The following is a 21,939-nucleotide window of genomic DNA, read 5'->3' on the forward strand; positions in this document are numbered from 1 at the left end:
GCCGCACTGGATCAGTGGGCAAGGGGGGGCTCGTGCTGCAGGGGGGCGGAATTGTGCCCATTCGGGTAATGAGCTTTGTGTCGGGTGAGCAGGATGCCTTATCCTGTTTCCAGCCACGCTGCGTTTGCAGCGCTCCAACTCGGGATGGAACCTATGCGCCTCTTCGACTCTCCCTCTGCTTCTCACCGCTCTACCGCCGGAACCGGCGCTCTGCGCCGCCGCTGCTCGGCCCTGCTGCTATCCGGGCTGACAGGTTTGCTGCTGGCTGGTTGTGGCCCTGACAAGCCCGCCAGCCAAATATCGAACACAGAATCCACTGCGCAGCAGGAGGCCGGGGCGCCAACTTCTGTAGTGCAGGCCAATGCCCGCCAATACCGCGATGCGCCAGCGCTGGCGCTGGTCTTCTCCGGCTCCTTGGCGCCCAAGGCCAATTGGCAGAGCTGGCTCGGGGTCAGTGAGGGGGGCAAGCAGGTGCAGGGGGAGTGGATCCTGGCCGACGATGGCCGGACCCTCTATTTCCCGAACGTTCAGCCCGACAAGAGCTACGAGGTGAGCCTCAAGGCTGGGCTGGGCCCATCTCCCCAGAGCTGGACCCTCAAAACCCGGCCGCTGGAGGCGGGTGCTTCGTTTACCGCCAGCGGCATGGTATTGCCGCTGCGCGACGAGCTGCGCCTGCCCATCAGCGCTGTCAACGTGGACGAGGTCAATATCGATTTCTTTCGGGTCGATGCGGAATATCTGCCCCGTTTTCTTGCGGAATATCGCCCCGGTGCCGGCATGGGGAACTGGGAGCTTGAGCAGATCACCAAGCGGGCCAAGCGGGTATTCAGTGGCCGCTATGCGCTGGAGCTCGATGCCAACCGGCGCGAGACCCGCCTTATCAATGTGAAGGAGCCGCAGCTGGCTGAGGCTGGCGTCTACTTTGCGGTGATGTCGCCCCTTGGCAACTACGACTGGCGCAAGGAGACCACCTATTTTGCGGTGAGCGACATGGGGCTCAGTGCCCGCCGTTACCGCGATCAGCTGGAGGTGTTCGTGAGCTCCCTGGCCAGCGCCGACACGCTCAAGGATGTGCAGCTCTCCCTGCTCGACGAGAAGGGCAACCGGCTGCAGGTGCAAACCACCGATCCGCAGGGCCATCGCCGCTTCGATCAGGTGCAGGGGGCTCGCTTGCTGCTGGCCGAACAGGGCAACCATCTGGCGGTGCTGCGCCTCGATGGGGCGGCACTCGATCTCTCCACCTTCGATCTCGGCACCCAGCCCTGGCAGGCTCAGCAGCTCTATCTGTTCAGCGGGCGCGATCTCTATCGCCCCGGCGAGCGGCTCGACAGCGAGATCCTGCTCAAGGGGCAGGATGGCCAGTTGCTGCCGGGGATGGCGGTGGAGCTGGAGGTGAAACAGCCGGACGGCCAGCTGCTCGAGCAGAAACGGCTGCTACCGGACAATTTGGGCGCGGCCCACTACGGTCTGCGCCTGCCGGACGATGCGCCGCTCGGGCGCTGGACCATCAACCTCAAGACCGCCGCTGGTAGTCGCTTCGAGTGGCCCTTTTTGGTGGAGGAGTTTTTGCCGGAGCGGCTCAAACTGCAGCTCGGCAAGGGGCCGGATGGTGAAGTGACGGATCTGGGCGCCTCCCTCACCCTGCCGTTGCAAGGGGACTATCTCTACGGTGCGCCTGCGAGCGCCACCAAGGCCAAGGCGGAGGTAAAAATCAGCCGCGCCACCATGCCCTTTACCCAGTGGCAGGAGTTCACGCTGGGTGACGTGCTGCTAGCCGAGCAGGCCAAGGATCTCGAGGCGCGCAGTCTCACCCTCAATGAACAGGGGCAGGGGACTTTTTCGCTTGCTGATGAGCTCGATGGGGTGCGAGCCCTCGGGCCGCTGGAGGTGGCCTATCGGGTGTCGCTCTCCGAGCCCGGTGGCCGCGCCGTCAATCGCAGCCGCACCCAGTATGGCTGGCCTGCGGGCAGCCAGTGGCCGGCACTCAAGGCCGATTTCGTGGCGGATCGGGTGGAAGGGGGCAAGCCGCTCCCCTTCCAGATCCTCAACCTCGATGAGCAAGGTCAACCGGTGGCGGGGGCGGTGAAGGTGCGCCTTATCAACGAGTACCGCGACTACTACTGGCACTACGCCGATGGCGAGGGGTGGAAGTACGAGTTCAACAGCCAGCCTTATCTGGAGCAGGAGCAGACCCTGCAGCTGGATGGCAAGGGGCCGACCCCCCTAAGCTTGCAACTCGCCGCGGGCTGGTATCGATTGGAGGTGGAGAACAGTCAGGGCCATCAATCCAGCCTGCGGGTGGAAATAGGCAGTTACGCTTGGGGCGGCGGTGGCGAGCAGGCACGGCCCGACAAGATTGCCATCACCCTCGACAAGCGCGCTTATCAGGCGGGCGACAAGGCCAAAGTGACGCTGGTAGCCCCGCGCCCCGGTAAGGGCTTGCTGCTGGTGGAAGATGGCGACGGTCTGCGCTGGTGGCAGCGCATCGAGCTCAAGGGGGGCGCTGGCGATGCCAAGGATGCCCGCGGCGAGTTCGAGTTCCCGGTCAGTCCCGAGTGGCAGCGCCATGACTTGCATATCTCGGCCCAGATCGCCGCGCCAGACAGCGCCTCCAAACCGGTCAGCAGCCAGCAGGGGCAGAGCCTGCGCTCGGTCGGACTGGTGCCGCTCACCCTGGACCGGGAAGCGCGCCGTCTGCCGCTTACCCTGAGCGCACCGGACAAAGCCGTGCCGCTTACCCGGCTGGAAGTGACCGCAACCTCCACCCCCAATAGCCAAGGCCGTGTGGTACTGGCCGCAGTGGATCGGGGCGTGCTCAATATCAGCGATTATCAGCCGCTCGATCCGTTTGAGATCTTCTTTGGTCGCAAGCGCTTCTCCCAAGATTTGTTCGACAACTACGGCCAGGTGATCCCGCCGCAGGATGGCAAGCTGGCCCGCCTCAACTACGGGGGCGATCGGGCGCCGCTGAAAAAGGGTGGCGCGCTGGAGAGCCGGGTCGAAGTAGCCGCCCTCTGGAGCGGCGAGGTGAGTTTTGACGAGAGCGGCAAGGCGGTGATCCCGCTCGATTTGCCCAACTTCAACGGCGAACTGGCACTGATGGCGCTGGCCTGGAACGAACAGCAAGTCGGTGAGGCCGAGCGCGCCGTCAAGGTAGTGGCGCCGCTGGTGGCCGAGATTGGCTGGCCGCGCTTTGGTGCGAGAGGGGATGAGACCCGGGCGCTGGTGCAGCTGCGCAACATGAGCGGCGAGGATCAGACCCTCTCCCTTGCCTGGACCCTCAATGGCGGACTCAAGGCAAATGGCGAGCTGCCCGGCACTCTGTCCCTTAAAAATGGCGAGGAGCATTGGCTGACCCTGCCGCTCACCGTGACCGGGGCGAGCGGCGTGGCGAGCCTGCAGTTGGCGGCCAGCGGCAAGGATTTTGCCATCAGCCGCGACTGGACTTTGCCGCTGCGCTCCCCCTGGCCTGCCGAGACTCGCCAGCGCTACCAGATGCTGGCCCCCGGCCAGCAGATGAGCTTTGCGCCAGCTGAGCTGGTCGGGCTGGATCGCGCCAACCTGCAGGGGCTGCTCAGCCTCTCCGGTACTCCCCCCTGGGATCCGGCTGCCCAGTGGCAGGCGCTGGCCGATTACCCCTATGCCTGTCTGGAGCAGACCTTGTCCCGTGCCTGGCCCTACTTGCTGACCACGGCCGATGAGCGGGCCGCCTGGCGCAAACCCGCAGAGGGCAAGAAAGCGGCGAGCGAGGCGGATGTGCAACGCGCCCTGCTACAGCGGCTGCAGCGGTTGCAACTGCCAAGCGGTGGCTTTGGCCTGTGGGATGGTCGCTCCGACGAGGAGCAGTGGCTCACCGCCTATGCCGCTGACTATCTGCTGGCGCGCAAGGAGGCGGGTGACGCAGTGCCGGAGGCGATGCTCAATCAGGCTTTGAACCGGCTGCAAAGCTATCTCACCGACAGCCAGTACGGTGAGCGCTGGAGCAGTGCCCCCGAGCACAGCCGGCTGACCTATCAGGCCTACAGCGCCTATGTGCTGGCCCGGGTGGGCAAGGCGCCGCTCGCTACCTTGCGACTTATCTGGGAGCAGCAGGCCGATCACGCTCGCTCCGGTTTGCCGCTCTTGCACCTCTCGCTGGCGCTCTCGGCCATGGGGGATGAGCAGAACGCCGCCAAGGCCCTCAGCCGGGCATTGGCGACCGAGCGCGGGGATGACTATCTGGGTGATTACGGCTCACCGCTGCGCGATGAAGCCCTTGAGCTCTCCTTGCTGCGCCAGCACAAGCTGGCTGCGGAGCGCTGGCCGGCCCTCAGCGCCAAGGTGGCCGATACCCTGGCTCACCGTCAGTGGCTCAGCACCCAAGAGCGGCTCGCCTTGTTGCGACTCGCCCGCTTCGATCCGGCCGTCGATTGGCAGGCCAAGGTCGCTTCATCCCCAGGCAGTGAATCCCTGAGCGGTTCAGCCCCGTTGCAACTGGGTGCCCCCGAGGCACTGGCGGCGAGCACCGTCACCAACGAGGGCAAGGGATCCCTCTATGTGCAGCGCACTCTGGTCGGCTACCCCGAACAGGCGCCAGCACGGATTAGCAAGGGGATGAGTGTGACCCGCAGCTGGTTCAACAGCGACGGTCAGCGTTTTGACCCGGCCAAAGTGAAGGTGGGCGATCTGGTGGTGGTGCGACTCAACGTCAGCAGCGAATCCGCGGTGCCCGATGCCCTGCTGGTGGAGATGGTGCCCGCAGGCTTCGAGCTGGAGAACCCGGCCCTTGGCAACAGCATCAAGCTCGAAGAGCTCTCCATTGAGGGGAAACCGGCGTGGCAGAGCGAATGGAACGACTATCTCAAGCATCAGGAGTTTCGCGACGACCGCTATACGGCGGCGCTGGATCTGAGTGAGGGGAGCAACCAGCAGCTGGTCTACCTGATGCGGGCGGTGACGCCGGGTCGCTATCAGGTGCCACCGACCCAGGTGGAGGATATGTACCGGCCTGAACTGCGGGCTGTGGGTGAGGATATCCACGAGGTGCGTATCTCTGAGTAACAAACCCTCCCTTGAGCGGGTTCGCCCGCTCACTTTTTGGCAGCGTGGTTGGCTGAGGCTTCGCCGCAGTGGCCGCGCAGGCTGGCGCAGGCTTGGCGGTCTGCCGCGCTGGCTGCGCTTTTCGGTGCTGGGAGTTGTCGCACTGCTCCTGTCATTGCTGGCGCTGGATCGCATTTTCCCGCCGCCGCCACTCGACCCCGCCTACGCACGGGTGGTGCTCGACATGAAAGGGCGGCCGCTGCGCGCCTTTGCCGATACCAGCGGCGTGTGGCGCTACCCGGTGACCCTGGAGCAGGTCTCCCCCCGCTATATCGAGGCGCTGCTGGGCTACGAGGATCGCTACTTCTGGCGTCATCCTGGAGTCAATCCGGTGGCCATGGTGCGCGGGGTCTGGCAGTGGCTGCGCTATGGGCGGGCTGTGTCGGGCGGCTCGACCCTCACCATGCAGGTGGCGCGCCTTATCGAGCCCTACCACCGGAGCGTGCCCGGCAAGTTGCGCCAGATGGCGCGCGCGCTGCAGCTGGAGTGGCACTACGACAAGCGCACCCTGCTCACCGTCTACCTCAACCGGGCGCCGTTTGGCGGCAACCTGGAGGGGGTGCAGGCGGCAAGTTTTGCCTATCTCGGTAAGAGTGCGGCCAAGCTGACCTATGCCGAGGCGGCGCTGCTGGCGGTGCTGCCGCAGGCCCCCAGCCGCAACCGGCCAGACCGCCATCCCGAACGGGCTCGCGTCGCCCGTGACAAGGTGATGCAGCGACTTGTGGCGCAGGGCGTCTGGCCCGAGCCGGTGTGGTTGGAGGGACGTATCGAGCCAGTGCTGGCCCGCGGTCACTTCACGCCGATGGAGGCGCCGCTCTTTGCCCGCCTCGCCGCTGATAATCAGACCGGGGCGCTGGTGCACACCACCATCGACGGGGATCTACAGCGCTGGCTGGAGGGACGGGTGGCGAGCTACATTCGCCGCTTCCCCGAGCAGACCTCAGCGGCGTTGCTCTTGGTAGACAACAAAACCATGGCGGTGCGCGCCTATGTGGGCAGCGCCGAGTATGGCAATTTGCGCCGCCACGGTTACCTTGACATGGTGCAGGCGATCCGCTCTCCCGGCTCCACCCTCAAGCCCTTTATCTACGGTCTGGCTATGGATGAAGGGTTGGTGCACTCGGCCTCCCTGCTCTCCGATGCGCCAAGGCTGGGCTCTGATTATCGCCCCGCCAACTTTTCTGGCGCCTTTCAGGGGCCGGTGACGCTAGCCCAAGCGCTGCAGCAATCCCTCAACGTGCCGGCGGTGCAGGTGCTGGAGGCGCTCGGGCCCGACAAACTGGTCAGCCGCCTCGACAACGCCGGAGTGCGGCTGGCGCTCTCCGACAAACCCAATCCGGCCATAGCGCTGGGGGCGGCGGGGATTCGACTCGAGCAGCTTGTGGCGCTCTACAGTGCGCTGACCCGGCAGGGGCAGGTGGCGATGCCGGTCTGGCTGGCGGGGCAGCAGGCGGTGTCGCGCCCCTTGCTGAGTCCGGGATCGGCCTGGATCATCTGGCAAATATTGAGCGCACAGGGGCGGGCGGATCAGCCTTTTGCCAGTGAGGCGACCGGCCGGGTCAATCGGCTGGCCTGGAAGACCGGTACCAGCTATGGCTATCGCGACAGCTGGGCGATGGGGGTCTCTGGTCGCTGGACCATCGGCGTCTGGCTGGGGCGCCCCGATGGCACCCCCATGCCCGGTTTCTACGGCCAGAGTGCGGCAGTGCCACTGCTGCTCTCTGTCTATTCGCGGCTGGCTGACAACAGCCCTCTGCCGGCACAACCCAACACGGTGAGCGAAGCGGAGATCTGCTGGCCGCTGGGGCGCAAGGCGAACGCGACCCTGCCTGAAGCCTGTTTGCAGCGCCAGAGCGCCTGGTTGCTGGAAGGGCGCGATCCTCCCACCTTGCCGGATCCCATGGACTGGCCCTCGCCGCTGCGGCAAGTTGCACTCACTGCCGAAGGCAAGCCGACGCTGACCTGTTGCCCCGATGCGGCACAATCCGGTTTTCGGGCGCTCTGGCCATTGTCGCTGGAGCCGTGGCGGTCCCCCGGTGAGCGGCGGCAGTCGCTGCTCGCCAGCAGTTGTGCAGGGGAGGGGCAGAGCGCCGAGCTGCAGGCCCCCATTCGCATCGTGGCGCTGGGGGAGGGCAACCTTATCCGCAGCCAGCGCTATCGGTTGCAGCCCAAGGTGCTGGGCGGTGTCGGCAAGTCGGCTTGGTTTCTCAACGGCCAGCGACTGCGCTGGGACGGGGATCAGGTGCTGAGTGTGGCGGGTCGTTATCAGCTGGTGGTGGTGGATGAAGCGGGCAACAGCGATCGTATCGAGTTTCGCGTGGTGCATCCTGACAGTGATGCCGGCACCATCACCCGTTGATCGTTTTGCCGACAGCCATTGAGGTGAATGTAATTAACTATTTGAAATGCATCAATATTTGATTGGATGAATTAATTTGTGAATAATTACGAGTTCATTCAAATCCAATCGGGAGTTCTCTTTTGCTGCGTGTTCTGTGTCCCTTGCTGGTGCTGATGAGTTCGGGTTGTGCCACAACCAATCATGGTGATCACCATGTTTCTCCTGAACGTACCGGGTTCTATTCACCTTTCGAACCTGCTTCCGATAGTTTTGCGCGTTGCTATCAGAAACAGTTTGCCTGTACCCCTGCCAATATCCGCCGTGACAGGGCGATGGAGGCGCGCAGGCAGGCGCAAGAGCAGGCCAATCACCGGGGTGATGATTGGTAGGCCGCAGAAAACGAGAGGGGTTGGTAGATGCCAACCCCTTTTTCATTCCATCGGTTCAGCCCAGGTGGCGCAGATGGCCGAGCCGGGTGAAGAAGTGCTGGCTCTTGCGCTGGTGAAAGTGGCTCTTCTTGATGGGATGGAAGATAAGGTTGCTTTCGGGGTGGCTCGCCTTTAACTGGTGGAGCATCGCCACGGCGGGCAGGCTGGTGCTGACCAGGGTGGTGAGTGGCATGCTGAGGGTCTCGGGGCCGAGCAGTTGATTGAGCCCTTGCTGAGCCTGTTCAAAGCGGGTCAGTGCCGCCGGGTCGGCATAGCCGCTACCCAGCATGGTGAGCAGGTTGTCGAGGGCCAGATGAAATTCGGCCAACTGCTGGCGAAAGCCGCTGCGCCCGCGCAGGGCAATCAGCTCTGCAAACGGAATATCGGCCAGGTGAGTGGGCACTTGCAACGGGATTTCGAGGTGGAAGCAATCCTGACCGCCGCGATTGTGGTAGCGGGATTCGAGCAAATGGAGCAGTCGGTCGAGATAGTCGTGATCGGTAATAAGCGCCCCGTCATTGGCGAGTGCCCACTCACGGGCGAGACGCATGGAGAGCAGATTGGCAAAGCGCCGTGCCATTCTGATCCCACCCTCATCCCGGGTCGCAAAGCCGTGAGTCAGGCAAAAGCCGTGCAGCCGCTCCAGCCCCGCCTGCTCCGGGCAGAAGCAGTCGTGGTTGGCCTCCTGACGCCAGCGACCAATCAGCTCCTTGTTGCCAAACACCTTGTGGCGGACGAAATCGGGGGCCACCAGACCGCTTATCTGGCTCTCCAGCTGCGGGGTAATGGCGGCAAAGAAGGCGGCATCGGGCCGCTCGGCCAGCAGATCGGTCTGCTGCTGAAGGGTATCGAGCAGGGCGGTGAGGCCGCTCTTTTCGCTGACGGTGAAGACAAAGGCGAGCCGCTCCAGATAGAGCAGGGCAAATTTGAGCCAGAGCTCGTCGCGTACCTCCATGCCGGGGTAGTAGATGTAGGTCTTCATCGGATCAGTCTGTTGTCAAAAATCTGGCGAGGCGCAGGGTCGGGAATATACGCAAGATTGGCGCTGCACGGCAAACACTGCGTGGGGTAATGTGAGCAAACGCTCATCCAGTAGGCGCTGGCCACAAAGTTCTGATATAATTCGCGCCCTTAAATCAAGGTCACCCGAGTCATTACCATGAAGTTCATTATCAAGCTGTTCCCGGAAATCACCATCAAGAGCAAGTCGGTTCGCCAGCGCTTTATCAAGATCCTGCAGGGCAATATCCGCAATGTCCTGCGCCGCTTCGACGACGATGCCCGCGTACGGATGGATTGGGACAAGCTGATTGTGAGCTCCCGCAATGACCAGTTCCGCGAGCAGGCTATCGAAGCCCTGGCTTGTATTCCGGGCATTCAGGCTTTCCTCGAGGTTCAGGCCAGCAAGTTTACCGATCTGCACGACATCTTCGAGCAGGTGAAAGCCGTATGGGGCGACCAGCTCAAGGGCAAAACCTTCTGCGTGCGCGCCAAGCGCCACGGCAAGCATGAGTTCTCCTCCCTCGAGGTTGAGCGTTACGTGGGCGGTGGATTGAATCAGCACTGCGAAAGCAATGGTGTGCGCCTCAAGAACCCGGATGTGAAGATCAACCTCGAGATCGACGGTGAGGAGCTCTTTATCGTCAGCGCCATCCATCAGGGCCTGAGCGGCATGCCCATCGCGACCCAGGAAGATGTGCTGAGCCTGCTCTCCGGCGGTTTTGACTCCGGCGTGGCGTCGTTCCAGTTCATCAAGCGCGGCTGCCGTGTGCACTACTGCTTCTTCAATCTGGGCGGCGCCGCTCACGAGATCGGCGTCAAGCAGGTGGCCTATCACCTGTGGAACCGTTTCGGCTCCTCCCACCGAGTACGTTTCACCGCGGTGGACTTCGAGCCGGTGGTTGCCGAGATCCTCGAGAAGATCGACAACGGTCAGATGGGTGTGGTGCTCAAGCGGATGATGATGCGTGCAGCCGCCAAGGTGGCCGATGAATTCCAGATCCCGGCGCTGGTGACCGGTGAGTGTGTGGGTCAGGTCTCCAGCCAGACTCTCACCAACCTGAACGTGATCGACCGGGTGACCGACAAGGTGATCCTGCGCCCGCTCATTACTTGGGACAAGCCGGATATCATCAACGAAGCCCGCCGTATCGGCACCCTGGAATTTGCCGAGACCATGCCGGAGTATTGCGGTGTCATCTCCAAGAAGCCGACCGTGAAGGCCGAGCTCTCCCGCATTGAAGAGGAAGAGGGCAACTTCGACTTCGCCATTCTGGACAAGGTGGTCTCCGAGGCCCGTTACCTCGATATCCGCCGTATCGGCGAAGAGACTGCCGCTGAAGTGCAAGAGGTGGAAACCACCCAGGTGCTGGGCGCTGACGAGGTGATCCTGGATATCCGCTCTGCCGACGAACACGACGAGAAGCCGCTGGTGGTGGAAGGTCGTGAAGTACTGCATATCCCCTTCTTCAAGCTGGCCACCGCCTTTGGCGATCTGCCCAAAGAGAAGACCTATCTGCTCTACTGCGATCGCGGTGTGATGAGCAAGCTGCAGGCGCTCTATCTGAAAGAGAAGGGCTTTGACAACGTCAAAGTTTACCGTCCGTAATTTGACGCTCAATCTCCTATAAAAAATCCGGCCAATGTGCCGGATTTTTTTATTTCACAGAGTGAGCCCTGACTATCAGGGACAGGGAACCGGAGTAAAGGAGTCTTGCCCCTGACAACGCCAGCCCATTTCCGCCTCCCGCATCTGCCACAGGTTGTTGCTGCGATAGAGGGTCAGGATGTAGATCATGTCGCTCTTGCTGCCGTCGAGGGCGACCGAGAGCACCAGATCATTGTCCAGCTGCTGGGCATGGATGCGGCTGGGCGTGTCACCATGACCGACGAATCGCAGAGCTACTTCACGGTAGTCATTAACCCAGTTTTGCTGTTGATGGCTTGCCTGGCGTATCTGCTGGTTGAACTGCTGCACCGGCGCCGAGGCCAGTCGTCCAAATACCACTTGTGCTTCGGCGTGGGCTGCCGTCACGTTCGCCAGGAGAAGGGTGGTAAGCATACCGATTTTGCGCATGAGAAGTTCCGGCTAACAACGACTGCTTCTATGACAACAGAAAAGCCTATTTGGTTCAACGCGTGGCCCACAGCGACATGATGACGCTGTGGGCCTGCTCTCAATTGCGTTGCAGGGAGAAGGTCGGTAGCGAAAGATGCCAGTAGATAGCAGCTACTCGCAGGCCAAACACGGCCGTCATGCAGATGAGCATGGCCGTTACCCTGTCCATGTTCGCCTCCAGCGCCAGGGTATAGAGAATGCCGCCGAGGATACAGGCGGTGGCATAGATCTCTTTTTGCAGCACCATGGGCACCTCCCGCGCCAGTACATCGCGGATCATGCCACCGGCTACCCCGGTCATGGTGCCCATGATCACGGCAATCAGCCCCGGGGTGCCGAAGTTGAGGGCCTTCTGGGCACCGATCACGGTAAAGAGGGCCAGTCCGAAGGCATCCGCCACCGGCAGTACATACCAGGGCATTCTGCGGGGCAGTTTGACCATCCACATACCGATCAGCGCCGTCGCAATGACGACCCAGATATAGAGGGGATCGCGCACCCAGAACACGGGGGTGGCTCCCAGGATCATGTCACGGATGGTGCCGCCGCCGATGGCAGTGACCGCCGCCAAAACCATGACGCCAAACCCGTCCATTCTGAGTCGGCCAGCCACCAATACCCCTGAAAACGCGAATACCGCAGTACCAAACATGTCGCTGATGTAAACAATCTGCTCAACCAGTGTCTGCATGGAGAACAACTCACGCCAAATTGTTGATGGGGCAGCGATTTTAGGGGCTGGTGAGCCCAATCGCCAACAGTGCTCGACAAAATTGAGAGTCGGGACGGATTTTTTCTCGCAGCACGAACGGTAGTGTCTCGTTTGCTCCCTGCCGTTGGCGAGCTTCAGAAGGTTGAGTCTGTCACTGGTTTTGGCCCGATTTTTTCCTTAAGTATCCCCCCGACCCGCCGATATATAAGGTAAGCGGCGTTAATGCGATGAAGCGTTGAAAAAAATGCTAAAGACATCCAAAAACGAGCCGTTAAATAAGACGCATCAGGCACGGAAAATAATAAAGCCTGAGCAAATAGAAGAGTAAATTTAATAGCTTAGGAGAATAGTCATGGGCCTTTATATCAACACTAACGTTTCATCACTCAACGCGCAGCGTAACCTGATGAATACGACCAAATCACTGGATACTTCCTACACTCGACTGGCATCTGGCTTGCGTATCAACAGCGCTAAAGATGATGCTGCGGGTCTGCAAATCGCCAACCGTTTGACGTCTCAGGTGAACGGTTTGAATCAGGGTAACCGCAACGCCAACGATGGTATTTCGGTAGCGCAAACTGCGGAAGGTGCAATGGATGAGGTGACCTCCATGCTGCAGCGTATGCGTACCCTGGCTCAGCAATCAGCCAACGGCTCCAACAACACTGATGACCGTACCGCGTTGCAGCAAGAGTATGACCAGCTGATGACCGAAATTGATCGTGTGGCAAAAGATACCACATTCGGTGGTAAGCAATTGCTTAACGGTGGTTATGTCGGCTCTTTCCAAGTTGGTGCTGATGCGGCTCAAACCATTACTTTCAGAATGACCACTGCGTTTACCATTGCAGGTATGGCTTCGGCTGCCAAGGGCAATGCAACAATCTCTGCCGGTTCAACTGGTAGCAAAGAGCCTTTCAAAGTAACGGCCTCAACCAGCGCAGTGACTGTGGCAAACATGAATAGCATCAAGTTGGCGAGTTCGGCCCAGTCTGCTATGGCCAACCTCGACTACATGATTAAAGTTGTAGACAGCAAGCGAGCTGAATTGGGTGCAGTGCAAAACCGCTTCGATTCAACCATTCGCAATCAGGCGAACGTCTCCGAAAACGTTAGTGCTGCCCGCTCACGGATCCGTGATGCTGACTTTGCGACTGAAACCGCCAACCTGACCAAGCAGAACATTCTGCAGCAAGCCGCCTCGACCATTCTGTCACAGGCGAACCAGCGCCCGCAGTCTGCACTGTCACTGTTGCAAGGCTAACAAAAGAAAACAGGGCGGTTGTTCAGGCCGCCCTGATCAAGAGATGGAACAAAGGGGTGTTCGGGTCGCACTCTGTTCTATCGGGAGAGATATAATCTCTACTAGTAATGCCAAGTGTTGTCCAGCTGTTCAGTTCTGTCACGCTTGGTCATATTCTCCTGAGCATATGCTCATCTTTAGGCCGGTTTACCGGCCTCTTTTTATTGTGTCGCCAAATTGACGTCACTCTATCAGTTCAAAGCATGAACCGTGCCAACGCATCTTATCCCGTAAACGAGGTCATCATCAGCGGTGATTTGCATGGTGATGCTGCTCAATTGATGTTCTGTTGCCGCTTGCCGGAGAAAACTTGCCGCTTTAGGCAACAATTTTCCTAAAGCTTGTATCTGCGCTGCCGTTAAATAAAGTGAAGCAATCGAGGGGTGTTCGGAATCCAACGTTTGCACTACTGCGGGTGGCCTGTTCGTTCAAACAGACACCCGCCAGAAGAGATAGGCATGTTCAACCTGCTCTTCAAACGGTGGGACGTCGTGTTGTTTAGACGACGCAACCTGCAGTCGCATGTTCTTCGGGAGAATATTTTATGGCCATGTATATCAACACCAACATTTCATCATTGAACGCCCAGCGTAACTTGATGAATACCAACAAGTCTCTGGATACCTCCTATACCAGATTGGCATCCGGTCTTCGCATCAACACCGCCAAAGACGATGCTGCTGGCTTGCAGATTTCCAACCGTTTGACTTCACAGGTTAACGGCTTGAACCAGGGTAACCGCAACGCAAACGATGGTATTTCTGTAGCCCAGACCGCAGAAGGGGCCATGGATGAAATAACCTCCATGTTGCAGCGGATGCGGACTCTGGCGCAGCAATCAGCCAACGGTTCCAACAATACGGATGACCGCGTTGCATTGCAGCAAGAGTACGATCAACTGACAACCGAGATCGATCGCATCTCCAGTGATACCACGTTCGGTGGTCAGAAGTTGCTGGACGGTAAATATAAGGGCTCATTCCAGGTCGGTGCGGATGCTACCCAGACCATTACCTTCAAGATGACCAGTGCCTTTACCATTAGCGGTATTGCTGGCGCATCAAAAGGCAGTGCCACCATCGCCGCCGGTTCTACTGGTAGTAAAGAGCCGTACAAGGTAACCGCTGCGACAACTGCTGTAACTGTTGCCAACATGAACAGTATCAAAACAGCCAGTGGTGCCCAGTCTGCTATGGCCAACCTCGACTACATGATCAAGGCGGTTGATAGCAAACGTGCAGAGCTTGGTGCGGTCCAGAACCGTTTCGACTCGACCATTCGCAACCAGTCCAACGTGTCCGAGAACTTGAGTGCAGCACGTTCGCGTATCCGTGATGCGGACTTTGCGACAGAAACCGCCAACCTGACCAAACAGAACATCCTGCAGCAGGCTGCTTCAAGTATCCTGGCGCAAGCTAACCAAAGACCGCAATCTGCGCTGTCCCTGTTGGGTTAACGGGTAGTGATGAGATAGAAAAGGAGCGACGATATGGCCAATGACATTGGAATTCCCTCATCGGTCACTCCTTCTTCTCTTCAGTCAAGTAGCAAGAGCGGCCAATCGGCCGCTCAAGTGCTATCTGGCATGGCGGAAGAGCAGCGGGTGATGACACAGGATGTGGAAAAACAACAAGAGGAGCGAGCCAAAGAGAAGGTTCGCAAATCCGATGTCTCAGATAAGGATATTGAAAAAGAGGTACAAAACTTGCAGGAGTTCAGCAAGTTGCAGGGATGGACCGTCAACTTCAGCGTCGAAAAGGATCTCGAGCAAGTTGTTATCAAGGTGATGGACGCCAATACCAAGTCAATGATCCGTCAGATCCCAAGTGAAGAGTTGCTGGCTATCAGCAAGCGGCTCAAGGATCTGCGTGAAGTTGATGTTATAGGTGGTGGCTCAAGAGTCGGATTATTGCTTGATAAAGAGATTTAATACGCAAGTTTTACGAGGAGAGTGAGAATGGCCACGATTACGTCTGCTGGTGCGGGTTCACAGCTGGACTTGGAGTCTGTCATTGCCGCGAGCGTCAATGCCAAGAAGGCGCAACTGATGCAGCCCATCACCACCAAAAAGACCAATGCCCAGATCACTCTCTCCGGGGTTGGACAGTTGAAGTCGGCCATCGCCTCGTTTGTGACGACACTTCAGGCCATGTCCAAAGATGATGCGTTCAACAAACGCTCGATTAATATTACCCAGGACAAGGACAAACCCGTTCTCAAGGTGGAGAGCAAGGCGGGGGCTTCCAACGGGCAATATGATATCAGCGTCGAACAATTGGCGAAGACCAGTAAATTTGACGGTACTTTCGACTCATCGACGACTCCCCTTATCACTGAGGATGGGAAGCTGACCTTCAAGGCTGGTGACAAGACCTTCGATGTCGATGTGAAAGCAGGGGATTCACTACAGTCCATCCGTAAACGCATCAACAATGACGCCGACAATTTCGGTTTGAGCGTCAATATAGTCAATACCTCCGATGGTAAATCCAAGCTGATGATCGATTCCGGGGTAAGTGGCAGCGGCAAGGACCTGCAGGTCACTGGCAGTACTACCGACCTGACCGATAATCTCGTATCCAAACTGACCAAGCGCCAAGATGCTCAAGATGCCAAGATCACCGTTGATGGAAATACTCTGACCAGTTCATCCAATACCTTCGATGGCACCATTGTCGGACTTAAACTGACCGTGTTGCGGGAGTCGGATAGCACAACCTCTACCGATGCCAGCGGTAATCCGGTCAAGACCTACAGCTCTAACAAGGTTGACGTGACCACCGACAAGGCTGGCATAAAGGACATGGTCAAAAGCTTTGTCGACGGTTACAACGCGCTGGTGAAGAAGAGCAATGAGCTCGGCAAGCGTAATACGATCGTTGAAGGGAAGAGCAAGAATGATGGTGGGGCTCTGGCGGGCGATGCAACGACGCGTGCCGTAGTCAATATGATGAATGGCATCATCACCGAGCCTTCGAAAAACTCCTCTACTTATAAAACGATTTTTCAGATGGGCATAAAGATGGATAACAAAGGGGTATTGTCTATCGATGATACCAAGTTCAACGAGGCCATCGACAAAAATTTCGATCAGGTAGTGGCAGTTTTTGGCGGTAAGGATGGGATCGCCGGTCAGCTGGCCAGCCAGCTGGAAACCTACTCCAAGACCGGTGGTTTGTTGGCGAAACGGGAAGACTCTTTGAATTCCGATCTGCGCGAAGTGGGTCGTAAGGAGTCAGATGTCGCCACTCAGCTGACCAAGTATGAAGAGACCTTGCGGGCCCGTTACGGAAGTCTGGATGCTATGTTGGCCAAGATGAATAAATCTGCCTCATATTTAAGTATGCTAAATACAAACAATAGTTAATGTGAAGTCATGAGTGGTGTTTCATATGTATCATAAAAATATAAAGGCCTATACCACCCAGAATCTGCAATCCGAATTGGCAGTAGCCGATCCTTACCGCGTGATTCAACTTTTGATGCAAGGTTGCCTGGAGCGCTTGGCTCAGGCTCGTGGTGCTATCGAACGTCGAGATTTTGAGCAAAAATCCCACTCTATCTCTAAAGCAATGGCCATTATCAACGGGCTGCAAGATTCGCTTGATCTCTCTTATGGTAAGGTTCCCGAAGACCTTTCTGCGCTTTATGACTACATGAAAGCTAGGATGATGGATGCCAGCCGTGATATGGATATCACAGCTGTCGATGAGGTTATGAATCTGATGCTGACAGTTAAAAGCGGTTGGGATGCTATTCCTGTCGAGGAGCGAGATAAGGCGTTGGCTCAACAAAAAGTGGGCGGAACCGAATGAGCAATAACCGTTTGCCAGAATTAATCGCAGTAGGTCAAGAGTTACTGACCTTGTTCGAACAGGAGGATGTGCAAACGGCTGAACAGTTGATCGACCATTATCTCATTCTCCTTGATGCTGTTTTCCAGAATATCCCTCCACATGTGGTTCTTGACATGGGGCACCAACAAGCATTGGTGCAGTTTCAAACGCTACATGAGCTGATAGAACATGCAAAGAATCAGACAGAAGCAGCTTTGTGGAAATTTTCAAAAGCAGGTCGAGCATCTGATATGTACAAGCTGAACGCAGGTTAGGCATACATGGATATTAAACAAGAAATTACAAATATCGAGAGTGAACTTGTTCGCCTTGAGAGGCAAAAGCAACAGGAAATTGCTATGTTGGAGGTATTGCCTGTTCGTTTTGCAATGAACATGGATGCCTTTAAAAAATTCATGCCAAGTATATATGATTTTTTTGAATCATATCAACCAGTACGGCCATTCCGTTTTTTTTGCAATGAAAATGGTATCCCTAATATATTGTGGCTTGATGAGCAAGTTTCGTTATACGGTGACGATCCATTCGCAGATGCTGAATCACAAATTGATGAAGTAATTGAACAAAGTATTTTGCAATGTATTAATTTTGCACCACAATGGTATTTTGATGACCAAATACATATAAAATATAACAACGAAATATCCAAGCTTAAACAACAATCAACGCTCGAAGGGTTATCACTCAAGAGTGCACTATCAATGGATATCCCATTATCCTTGATGTATGGAATAGGTTTGGGTTATCAACTGGGCTATTTATACGAGCGATGCAAAGTCAAGAATTTGTTCGCCTTTGAACCAGATCTTGATATGTTTTATGCATCTTTATATTGTTTTGACTGGTGCTCTTTGCTGGATTATATGGAGCAAGAGTCATTAAGCTTGCATTTATTTATAGGGGTTGACGAGAAATTATTAGCAGCCGATATGATGGAAGCGCTTCATCGTAAAGGGGCGTTCTGGTCTGCAGCATATTTCTCATTCTGCCATTATCATTCGCCAAAGTTGCATTCGCTTATTAACCAGGTTGAAAATGAGTTCTATCTGCTGCGTACGGGTTGGGGTTTTTTTGATGATAATGTCTTTGCTCTAGCTCATAGCCATAGTCATCTGCAAGATGGCACACCATTTCTTCTGCGCCAACGTGATACATCCTCATCTGAGGCTATACCTGTATTTGTTGTTGGAAACGGGCCATCGTTAGATCAGAGCATTGATTTTATTCGAGAGCATCAACGTCAGGCTATTATCATTGCCTGTGGCACTGCAGTCAGTGCACTTTATAAAGCTGGAGTCAAGCCAGATATTTATGTTGCTGTTGAGCGTACCAAAAGTTCAGCAGATTTTTTGCATATTTTGGATGCAGGGGAGTTTCTCAAGGATAGTGTTTTTTTAAGCGTGGATGTGATTCATCCTGAGTGCAAGACATTTTTCCGCAAAACCGGTTTAGCATTTAAACCCAATGAGCCCATGTATAAACTGCTGACCACTCACTTTGGTAAGCAGTTTGAATTTGATTCAATTGAATATTCTAATCCATTTGTTGGGAATACCGGTCTTAATTACGCAGCGTTGCTTGGCTTCAAGGATATCTATCTATTTGGTATTGACAATGGGTATAAATTTGCGGATAAGCATCACTCCAGTTTGAGCCTTTATTATAATGAAAAACAGGAGGCGAAATACCATCAGGATCTGAACGAGACATTTCCAGCTCATGGTAACTTTGGTGGTGAAGTCCGTATCAATCATTTATTTGGTCTCTCTATTCACAATATGGCTCAGGTTTTGGAAAATAATCCTGAAATACGTTGTGTCAATAGTAGTGATGGTGCTTATGTTGCTGGTGCCGAACCTCGTCGGGTTGAGCATATCAACCCCACTTGGCCAGATTTTAATAAGCGAGCCTTCATTGATGATTTGCTGTCACGTTGTTTCAAACCATTTAATGTAGCCAGTATTGATTTCCAATCTGCCATTAACGTGCCGTTTTTTAATGATGTAGTTAATAAACTGCTTGATGATTGGAAGGCAGTTCCTCGTGAACACAACGCAATTCAATCGATGATGCAACGCCATCATGATTATCTGCTGTATTTGTTCATGAGTCGTGATAGTCATCTTTACCGTGTGTTGATAGGATCAATAAATTATTTTTATGCCAATATCATCAGTTTGATGATGGCTCATATCAATGACTCTGATGATGTGCTGACAGAAAAGTTAAACTCTACAATCACTATATTGGAGCAGTTTTTTACTGATGCCAAACATATTTATGCTGGAGCATTGGAACGACATGATACAGCCTATTTTATAGGTCTCAATATATTTAAGTAGTGGTGTATTATAACGTGTATCTATTGTCACGTTATACATGTGGTGTTCTAAATCACTTATCAGCTATCATTTAGAAACTGTGGCCCCAAACGTGACATGCGTTTGGGGTGTTACTGCGAGCAAGTTTTTTATCATGCTCGCATATGAAATTCCTTTCGTTTCACCCGCTCAGCATTATTATTTCTCTGGCGTTGTAAGAAGAGTCGCGAACTCAACTTCAAGCCAGTCGGCCAATCCCAGCCAGTCATGGCGCTCCTGGCAAGCCAGCAGGGCACTCACTATGGTCACGGCATCGCCTTGGTGCTCCGGAGGTAGAGCATGCAAGGCCTGCTCTACCAGACCCGGTAGCTGCAGCGCACTTTCAACATGAAGGCCAAGGCGAAAATTGTGTGCCAGTGCAATGCACTGCTCTGTGATGGTCATGGCATCAGCTCCGGATGATAGTCACAGCCGAGCAGGGCCGCACCGTCGCGGCTGCTGTTCCAGAATTTGACTTCCGGATGGCTTGCCATATAGCGCTCAAGCTCGATCTGATAGGTGGTGAAATTGGGGTTGGTGCTGACGCGCTGACCATGGCCATCCAGTACCCAGCTGAGGGCCTGGCTGGCAACAGGGCCCAAAGCACCATCATCCCAGCCGGTATGGGTCTGGCCACCGGGGAAGGCGAAGTCACAGCCGAGCAGAATGATCTCTCTACAACCCATCTTGACGGCGAGATCGACGGTGGGATGGAGCACGCTGCCTCCTTGATGGAGTAACCCTTTGGGATGAGTATGACGAAGTTGCTCATACACGGGGCTGATGGAGTAGGCGGTAAAACGCGGCCCTTGCCAACTTGCGAGCGTCTCATGGGGCACCATGGGGGCATATACCAGAGGAACCGAAGTGAGCCCTTGGCTTGCCAGTCGATCCGGAGTCAGAGCGTCGTCGATAGTTACGACCAGATCCACACTGATGCCGTATTGTCGCAGAGGGGCGAGCGCAGTATCGACACAGAGTACCTTCCACTCGGGATGTTGCTGCAACAAGCCTGCAAGGCGAGGGAGGTGGTGTTGCAGGCTGGGACCGCTGGCGATGACCAGTGCAGTAGCATCCGGGTGTGAGCCAAAAAGCGTGGCAACATCGCCATCTTCACCCACAAGTGGAAGATTCTCGGTCAGTCGCCCGGTAATGCGCGGCAAGTCCGGGACGAAGCGTTGCTTGGTGTAAGTCGCCATCACTTCGCTCACCAGTCGACCACGAATGCGGCAGGCCGCATCTTCGGCCAGCTCCAGTTCGCTGGGGAGGGCGAAGAAGGGGAGGACAATCTCCTGTTCATCGGCCGCGAGGCTCAGCTCTACCCGGGGGTCTTGCAGCCACTCGTCGTGCTCGAGCAAGGCCAGCACCAGAGTGAAGAGATTGTGGTGCATGATATGGACATGGAGGGTTTCTAACCGGGGGCGTGTCAGCAACACCTTCTGCAGATCGCCGAGTCCGGTGCCATAAAGGTGCAGCACGGGTACATCGGGAAGAGTTGCCGCTTGCAGTTCGGCCTCCTTCACCCGATCGTGCCGGCTGGTGAGCTGGATGCCATTGACCAGCAGTGTGCTGCTGAGGCCTTCACACAACTCCACCTGCAGATCGCCCAGCTGTGTCACCGTGAGGTGGGCAGCAAGCTGTGGCCAACGCTGTTCGATTATCGCCAGATGATGACGCAGCAGATCTTCATTCATCTTGTGCAATCCAATCCCAGTTGAGAGGCTGATTGGCTGCCATGTCGCGGTTGACCTGCTTGCCGATGAGCCGATCGTAATCGGCCGGGGGCAGGCCGAGGGCGGGGCGCACCGATTTGATATGCGCTGCGGTGAGCACCTCGCCAGCTGCCATCTCCTTGACCAGATAGAGGGAGCGGCGAAAAGCGCGGTTACCCTGTTCACTGGCTGTGAGATGGTAATCGGCCACTCCGAGGGCGGCATGGGCGGTATTGACCGAGGTTACCAGCTCGGTGAGTTCGGCCGGTTCCATTGAGAAGGCGCAATCCGGCCCGCCGTCGGCGCGGGCCAGGGTGAAGTGTTTCTCGATAAGGGTGGCCCCGAGCGCGGTAGCGGCGATGGCTGTGGCCGACCCCAGGGTGTGATCGGAGAGCCCCACCTCGACCCCGAAGCGCTGGCGCAACATGGGGATGGTACGCAGGTTATATTCGGCCGCCGGCGCCGGATAGCCGCTGACGCAGTGCAGCAGCGCCAGCTGGCCGTTGCCGTGCTTGAGTGCCATCTCGACCGCGGCGGCGATCTCGGCCTCGTCCGCCATGCCGGTGGACATGATAAGCGGCTTGCCGGTCTGGGCGGTGTAGCGAATGAGGGGCAGATCCACCAGCTCGAAGGAGGCGATTTTGTAGGCCGGGCAGTCCAGTGATTCAAGCAAGTCCACCGCACTGAAATCGAACGGGCTGCTAAAGACCGTCAGCCCCAGCTCGCGCCCTTTGGCAAACAGCGCCTGGTGCCACTCCCAGGGAGTGTGCGCCCACTCATAAAGGTCATAGAGGCTGTGGCCATCCCACAAACCGCCGTGGATCTGAAATTCCGGTCGATCACTTTTGAGGGTGATGGTATCCGGGCGGTAGGTTTGCAGCTTGACGGCGCTGGCACCCGCTGCTTTGGCGGCGGTCATAATGGCCAGGGCGCGGTCCAGATTGCCATTGTGGTTGGCCGACAGTTCGGCAATCACATAGGGAGCCTGTTCCTGGTTGATGGAGCGATGATCGATCTGCATCTGTG

17 protein-coding genes are annotated in these 21,939 nt (G+C 56.5%); 11 read left to right on the forward strand and 6 right to left on the reverse strand.

Annotated elements, in window-relative coordinates; all coding sequences use genetic code 11:
* The first annotated feature begins 153 nt into the window (after window positions 1–153).
* From I6L49_RS02380 to I6L49_RS02390, 3 genes are all read left to right on the forward strand, one after another.
* Window positions 154–5,040 (forward strand): alpha-2-macroglobulin, encoded by a 4,887-nt coding sequence (locus I6L49_RS02380; protein ID WP_254127527.1) that lies wholly within the window; start codon window positions 154–156, stop codon window positions 5,038–5,040.
* Window positions 5,006–7,438 carry a penicillin-binding protein 1C gene (pbpC, locus tag I6L49_RS02385; RefSeq protein WP_216950517.1) on the forward strand — a complete coding sequence of 811 codons (2,433 nt, stop codon included), beginning with the start codon at window positions 5,006–5,008 and terminating at the stop codon, window positions 7,436–7,438. The genes I6L49_RS02380 and pbpC overlap by 35 nt, the downstream gene beginning before the upstream one ends.
* A gap of 122 nt (window positions 7,439–7,560) precedes the next feature.
* Window positions 7,561–7,809, forward strand: coding sequence for a hypothetical protein (locus I6L49_RS02390; protein ID WP_074042647.1), 249 nt, complete (start codon window positions 7,561–7,563; stop codon window positions 7,807–7,809).
* Window positions 7,810–7,864: 55 nt separating this feature from the next.
* Here the strand turns inward: I6L49_RS02390 and I6L49_RS02395 are convergent, their stop codons facing one another.
* On the reverse strand, window positions 7,865–8,830 hold the full coding sequence (locus I6L49_RS02395) for a hypothetical protein (protein WP_042053187.1): 966 nt from the start codon (window positions 8,828–8,830) through the stop codon (window positions 7,865–7,867).
* Window positions 8,831–9,007: 177 nt separating this feature from the next.
* Between I6L49_RS02395 and thiI the strand changes: the two genes are divergently transcribed.
* Window positions 9,008–10,456 carry a tRNA uracil 4-sulfurtransferase ThiI gene (thiI, locus tag I6L49_RS02400; RefSeq protein WP_216950518.1) on the forward strand — a complete coding sequence of 483 codons (1,449 nt, stop codon included), beginning with the start codon at window positions 9,008–9,010 and terminating at the stop codon, window positions 10,454–10,456.
* A 75-nt stretch (window positions 10,457–10,531) separates the two neighbouring features.
* Here thiI and I6L49_RS02405 read toward each other — a convergent pair whose 3' ends face one another.
* A complete protein-coding gene (locus tag I6L49_RS02405; RefSeq protein WP_005333978.1) occupies window positions 10,532–10,924 on the reverse strand; it encodes a hypothetical protein in 393 nt (130 codons plus the stop codon).
* A gap of 100 nt (window positions 10,925–11,024) precedes the next feature.
* A complete protein-coding gene (locus I6L49_RS02410; RefSeq protein WP_005333975.1) occupies window positions 11,025–11,657 on the reverse strand; it encodes a trimeric intracellular cation channel family protein in 633 nt (210 codons plus the stop codon).
* A 373-nt stretch (window positions 11,658–12,030) separates the two neighbouring features.
* Between I6L49_RS02410 and flaA the strand changes: the two genes are divergently transcribed.
* The 7 genes from flaA to I6L49_RS02445 all read left to right on the forward strand — a co-directional run bounded on the left by flaA (window position 12,031) and on the right by I6L49_RS02445 (window position 19,183).
* Window positions 12,031–12,945 (forward strand): flagellin A, encoded by a 915-nt coding sequence (flaA, locus tag I6L49_RS02415; protein WP_019446043.1) that lies wholly within the window; start codon window positions 12,031–12,033, stop codon window positions 12,943–12,945.
* A 583-nt stretch (window positions 12,946–13,528) separates the two neighbouring features.
* Entirely contained in the window at window positions 13,529–14,440 is a 912-nt protein-coding gene (flaB, locus tag I6L49_RS02420; protein ID WP_019446042.1) for a flagellin B, read from the forward strand.
* A 33-nt stretch (window positions 14,441–14,473) separates the two neighbouring features.
* Window positions 14,474–14,914, forward strand: a complete 441-nt coding sequence (locus I6L49_RS02425) for a flagellar protein FlaG (protein ID WP_019446041.1) — start codon at window positions 14,474–14,476, stop codon at window positions 14,912–14,914.
* A 27-nt stretch (window positions 14,915–14,941) separates the two neighbouring features.
* Window positions 14,942–16,351 carry a flagellar filament capping protein FliD gene (gene fliD, locus I6L49_RS02430; RefSeq protein ID WP_118853648.1) on the forward strand — a complete coding sequence of 470 codons (1,410 nt, stop codon included), beginning with the start codon at window positions 14,942–14,944 and terminating at the stop codon, window positions 16,349–16,351.
* Between the two features lie 25 nt (window positions 16,352–16,376).
* A complete protein-coding gene (gene fliS, locus I6L49_RS02435; protein ID WP_216950519.1) occupies window positions 16,377–16,799 on the forward strand; it encodes a flagellar export chaperone FliS in 423 nt (140 codons plus the stop codon).
* A complete protein-coding gene (locus tag I6L49_RS02440) occupies window positions 16,796–17,095 on the forward strand; it encodes a hypothetical protein (RefSeq protein WP_216950520.1) in 300 nt (99 codons plus the stop codon). The genes fliS and I6L49_RS02440 overlap by 4 nt, the downstream gene beginning before the upstream one ends.
* 6 nt (window positions 17,096–17,101) lie before the next feature.
* The gene (locus I6L49_RS02445) at window positions 17,102–19,183 is read left to right on the forward strand and encodes a 6-hydroxymethylpterin diphosphokinase MptE-like protein (RefSeq protein ID WP_216950521.1); all 2,082 of its coding nucleotides are present in this window, start codon (window positions 17,102–17,104) and stop codon (window positions 19,181–19,183) included.
* 177 nt (window positions 19,184–19,360) lie between these two features.
* Here I6L49_RS02445 and I6L49_RS02450 read toward each other — a convergent pair whose 3' ends face one another.
* The 3 genes from I6L49_RS02450 to pseI are packed head-to-tail and all read right to left on the reverse strand — an operon-like array spanning window position 19,361 to window position 21,934.
* A complete protein-coding gene (locus I6L49_RS02450; RefSeq protein WP_216950522.1) occupies window positions 19,361–19,606 on the reverse strand; it encodes a hypothetical protein in 246 nt (81 codons plus the stop codon).
* Window positions 19,603–20,895: a motility associated factor glycosyltransferase family protein gene (locus tag I6L49_RS02455; protein WP_216950523.1), complete on the reverse strand. Its 1,293-nt coding sequence runs from the start codon at window positions 20,893–20,895 to the stop codon at window positions 19,603–19,605. Before I6L49_RS02455 ends, I6L49_RS02450 begins: the two co-directional genes overlap by 4 nt.
* A complete protein-coding gene (gene pseI / locus I6L49_RS02460) occupies window positions 20,888–21,934 on the reverse strand; it encodes a pseudaminic acid synthase (protein ID WP_216950524.1) in 1,047 nt (348 codons plus the stop codon). Before pseI ends, I6L49_RS02455 begins: the two co-directional genes overlap by 8 nt.
* Window positions 21,935–21,939 lie beyond the last annotated feature (5 nt).

Origin of the sequence: Aeromonas sp. FDAARGOS 1419 (assembly GCF_019047045.1) — a bacterium.
GTDB lineage: Bacteria > Pseudomonadota > Gammaproteobacteria > Enterobacterales > Aeromonadaceae > Aeromonas > Aeromonas veronii.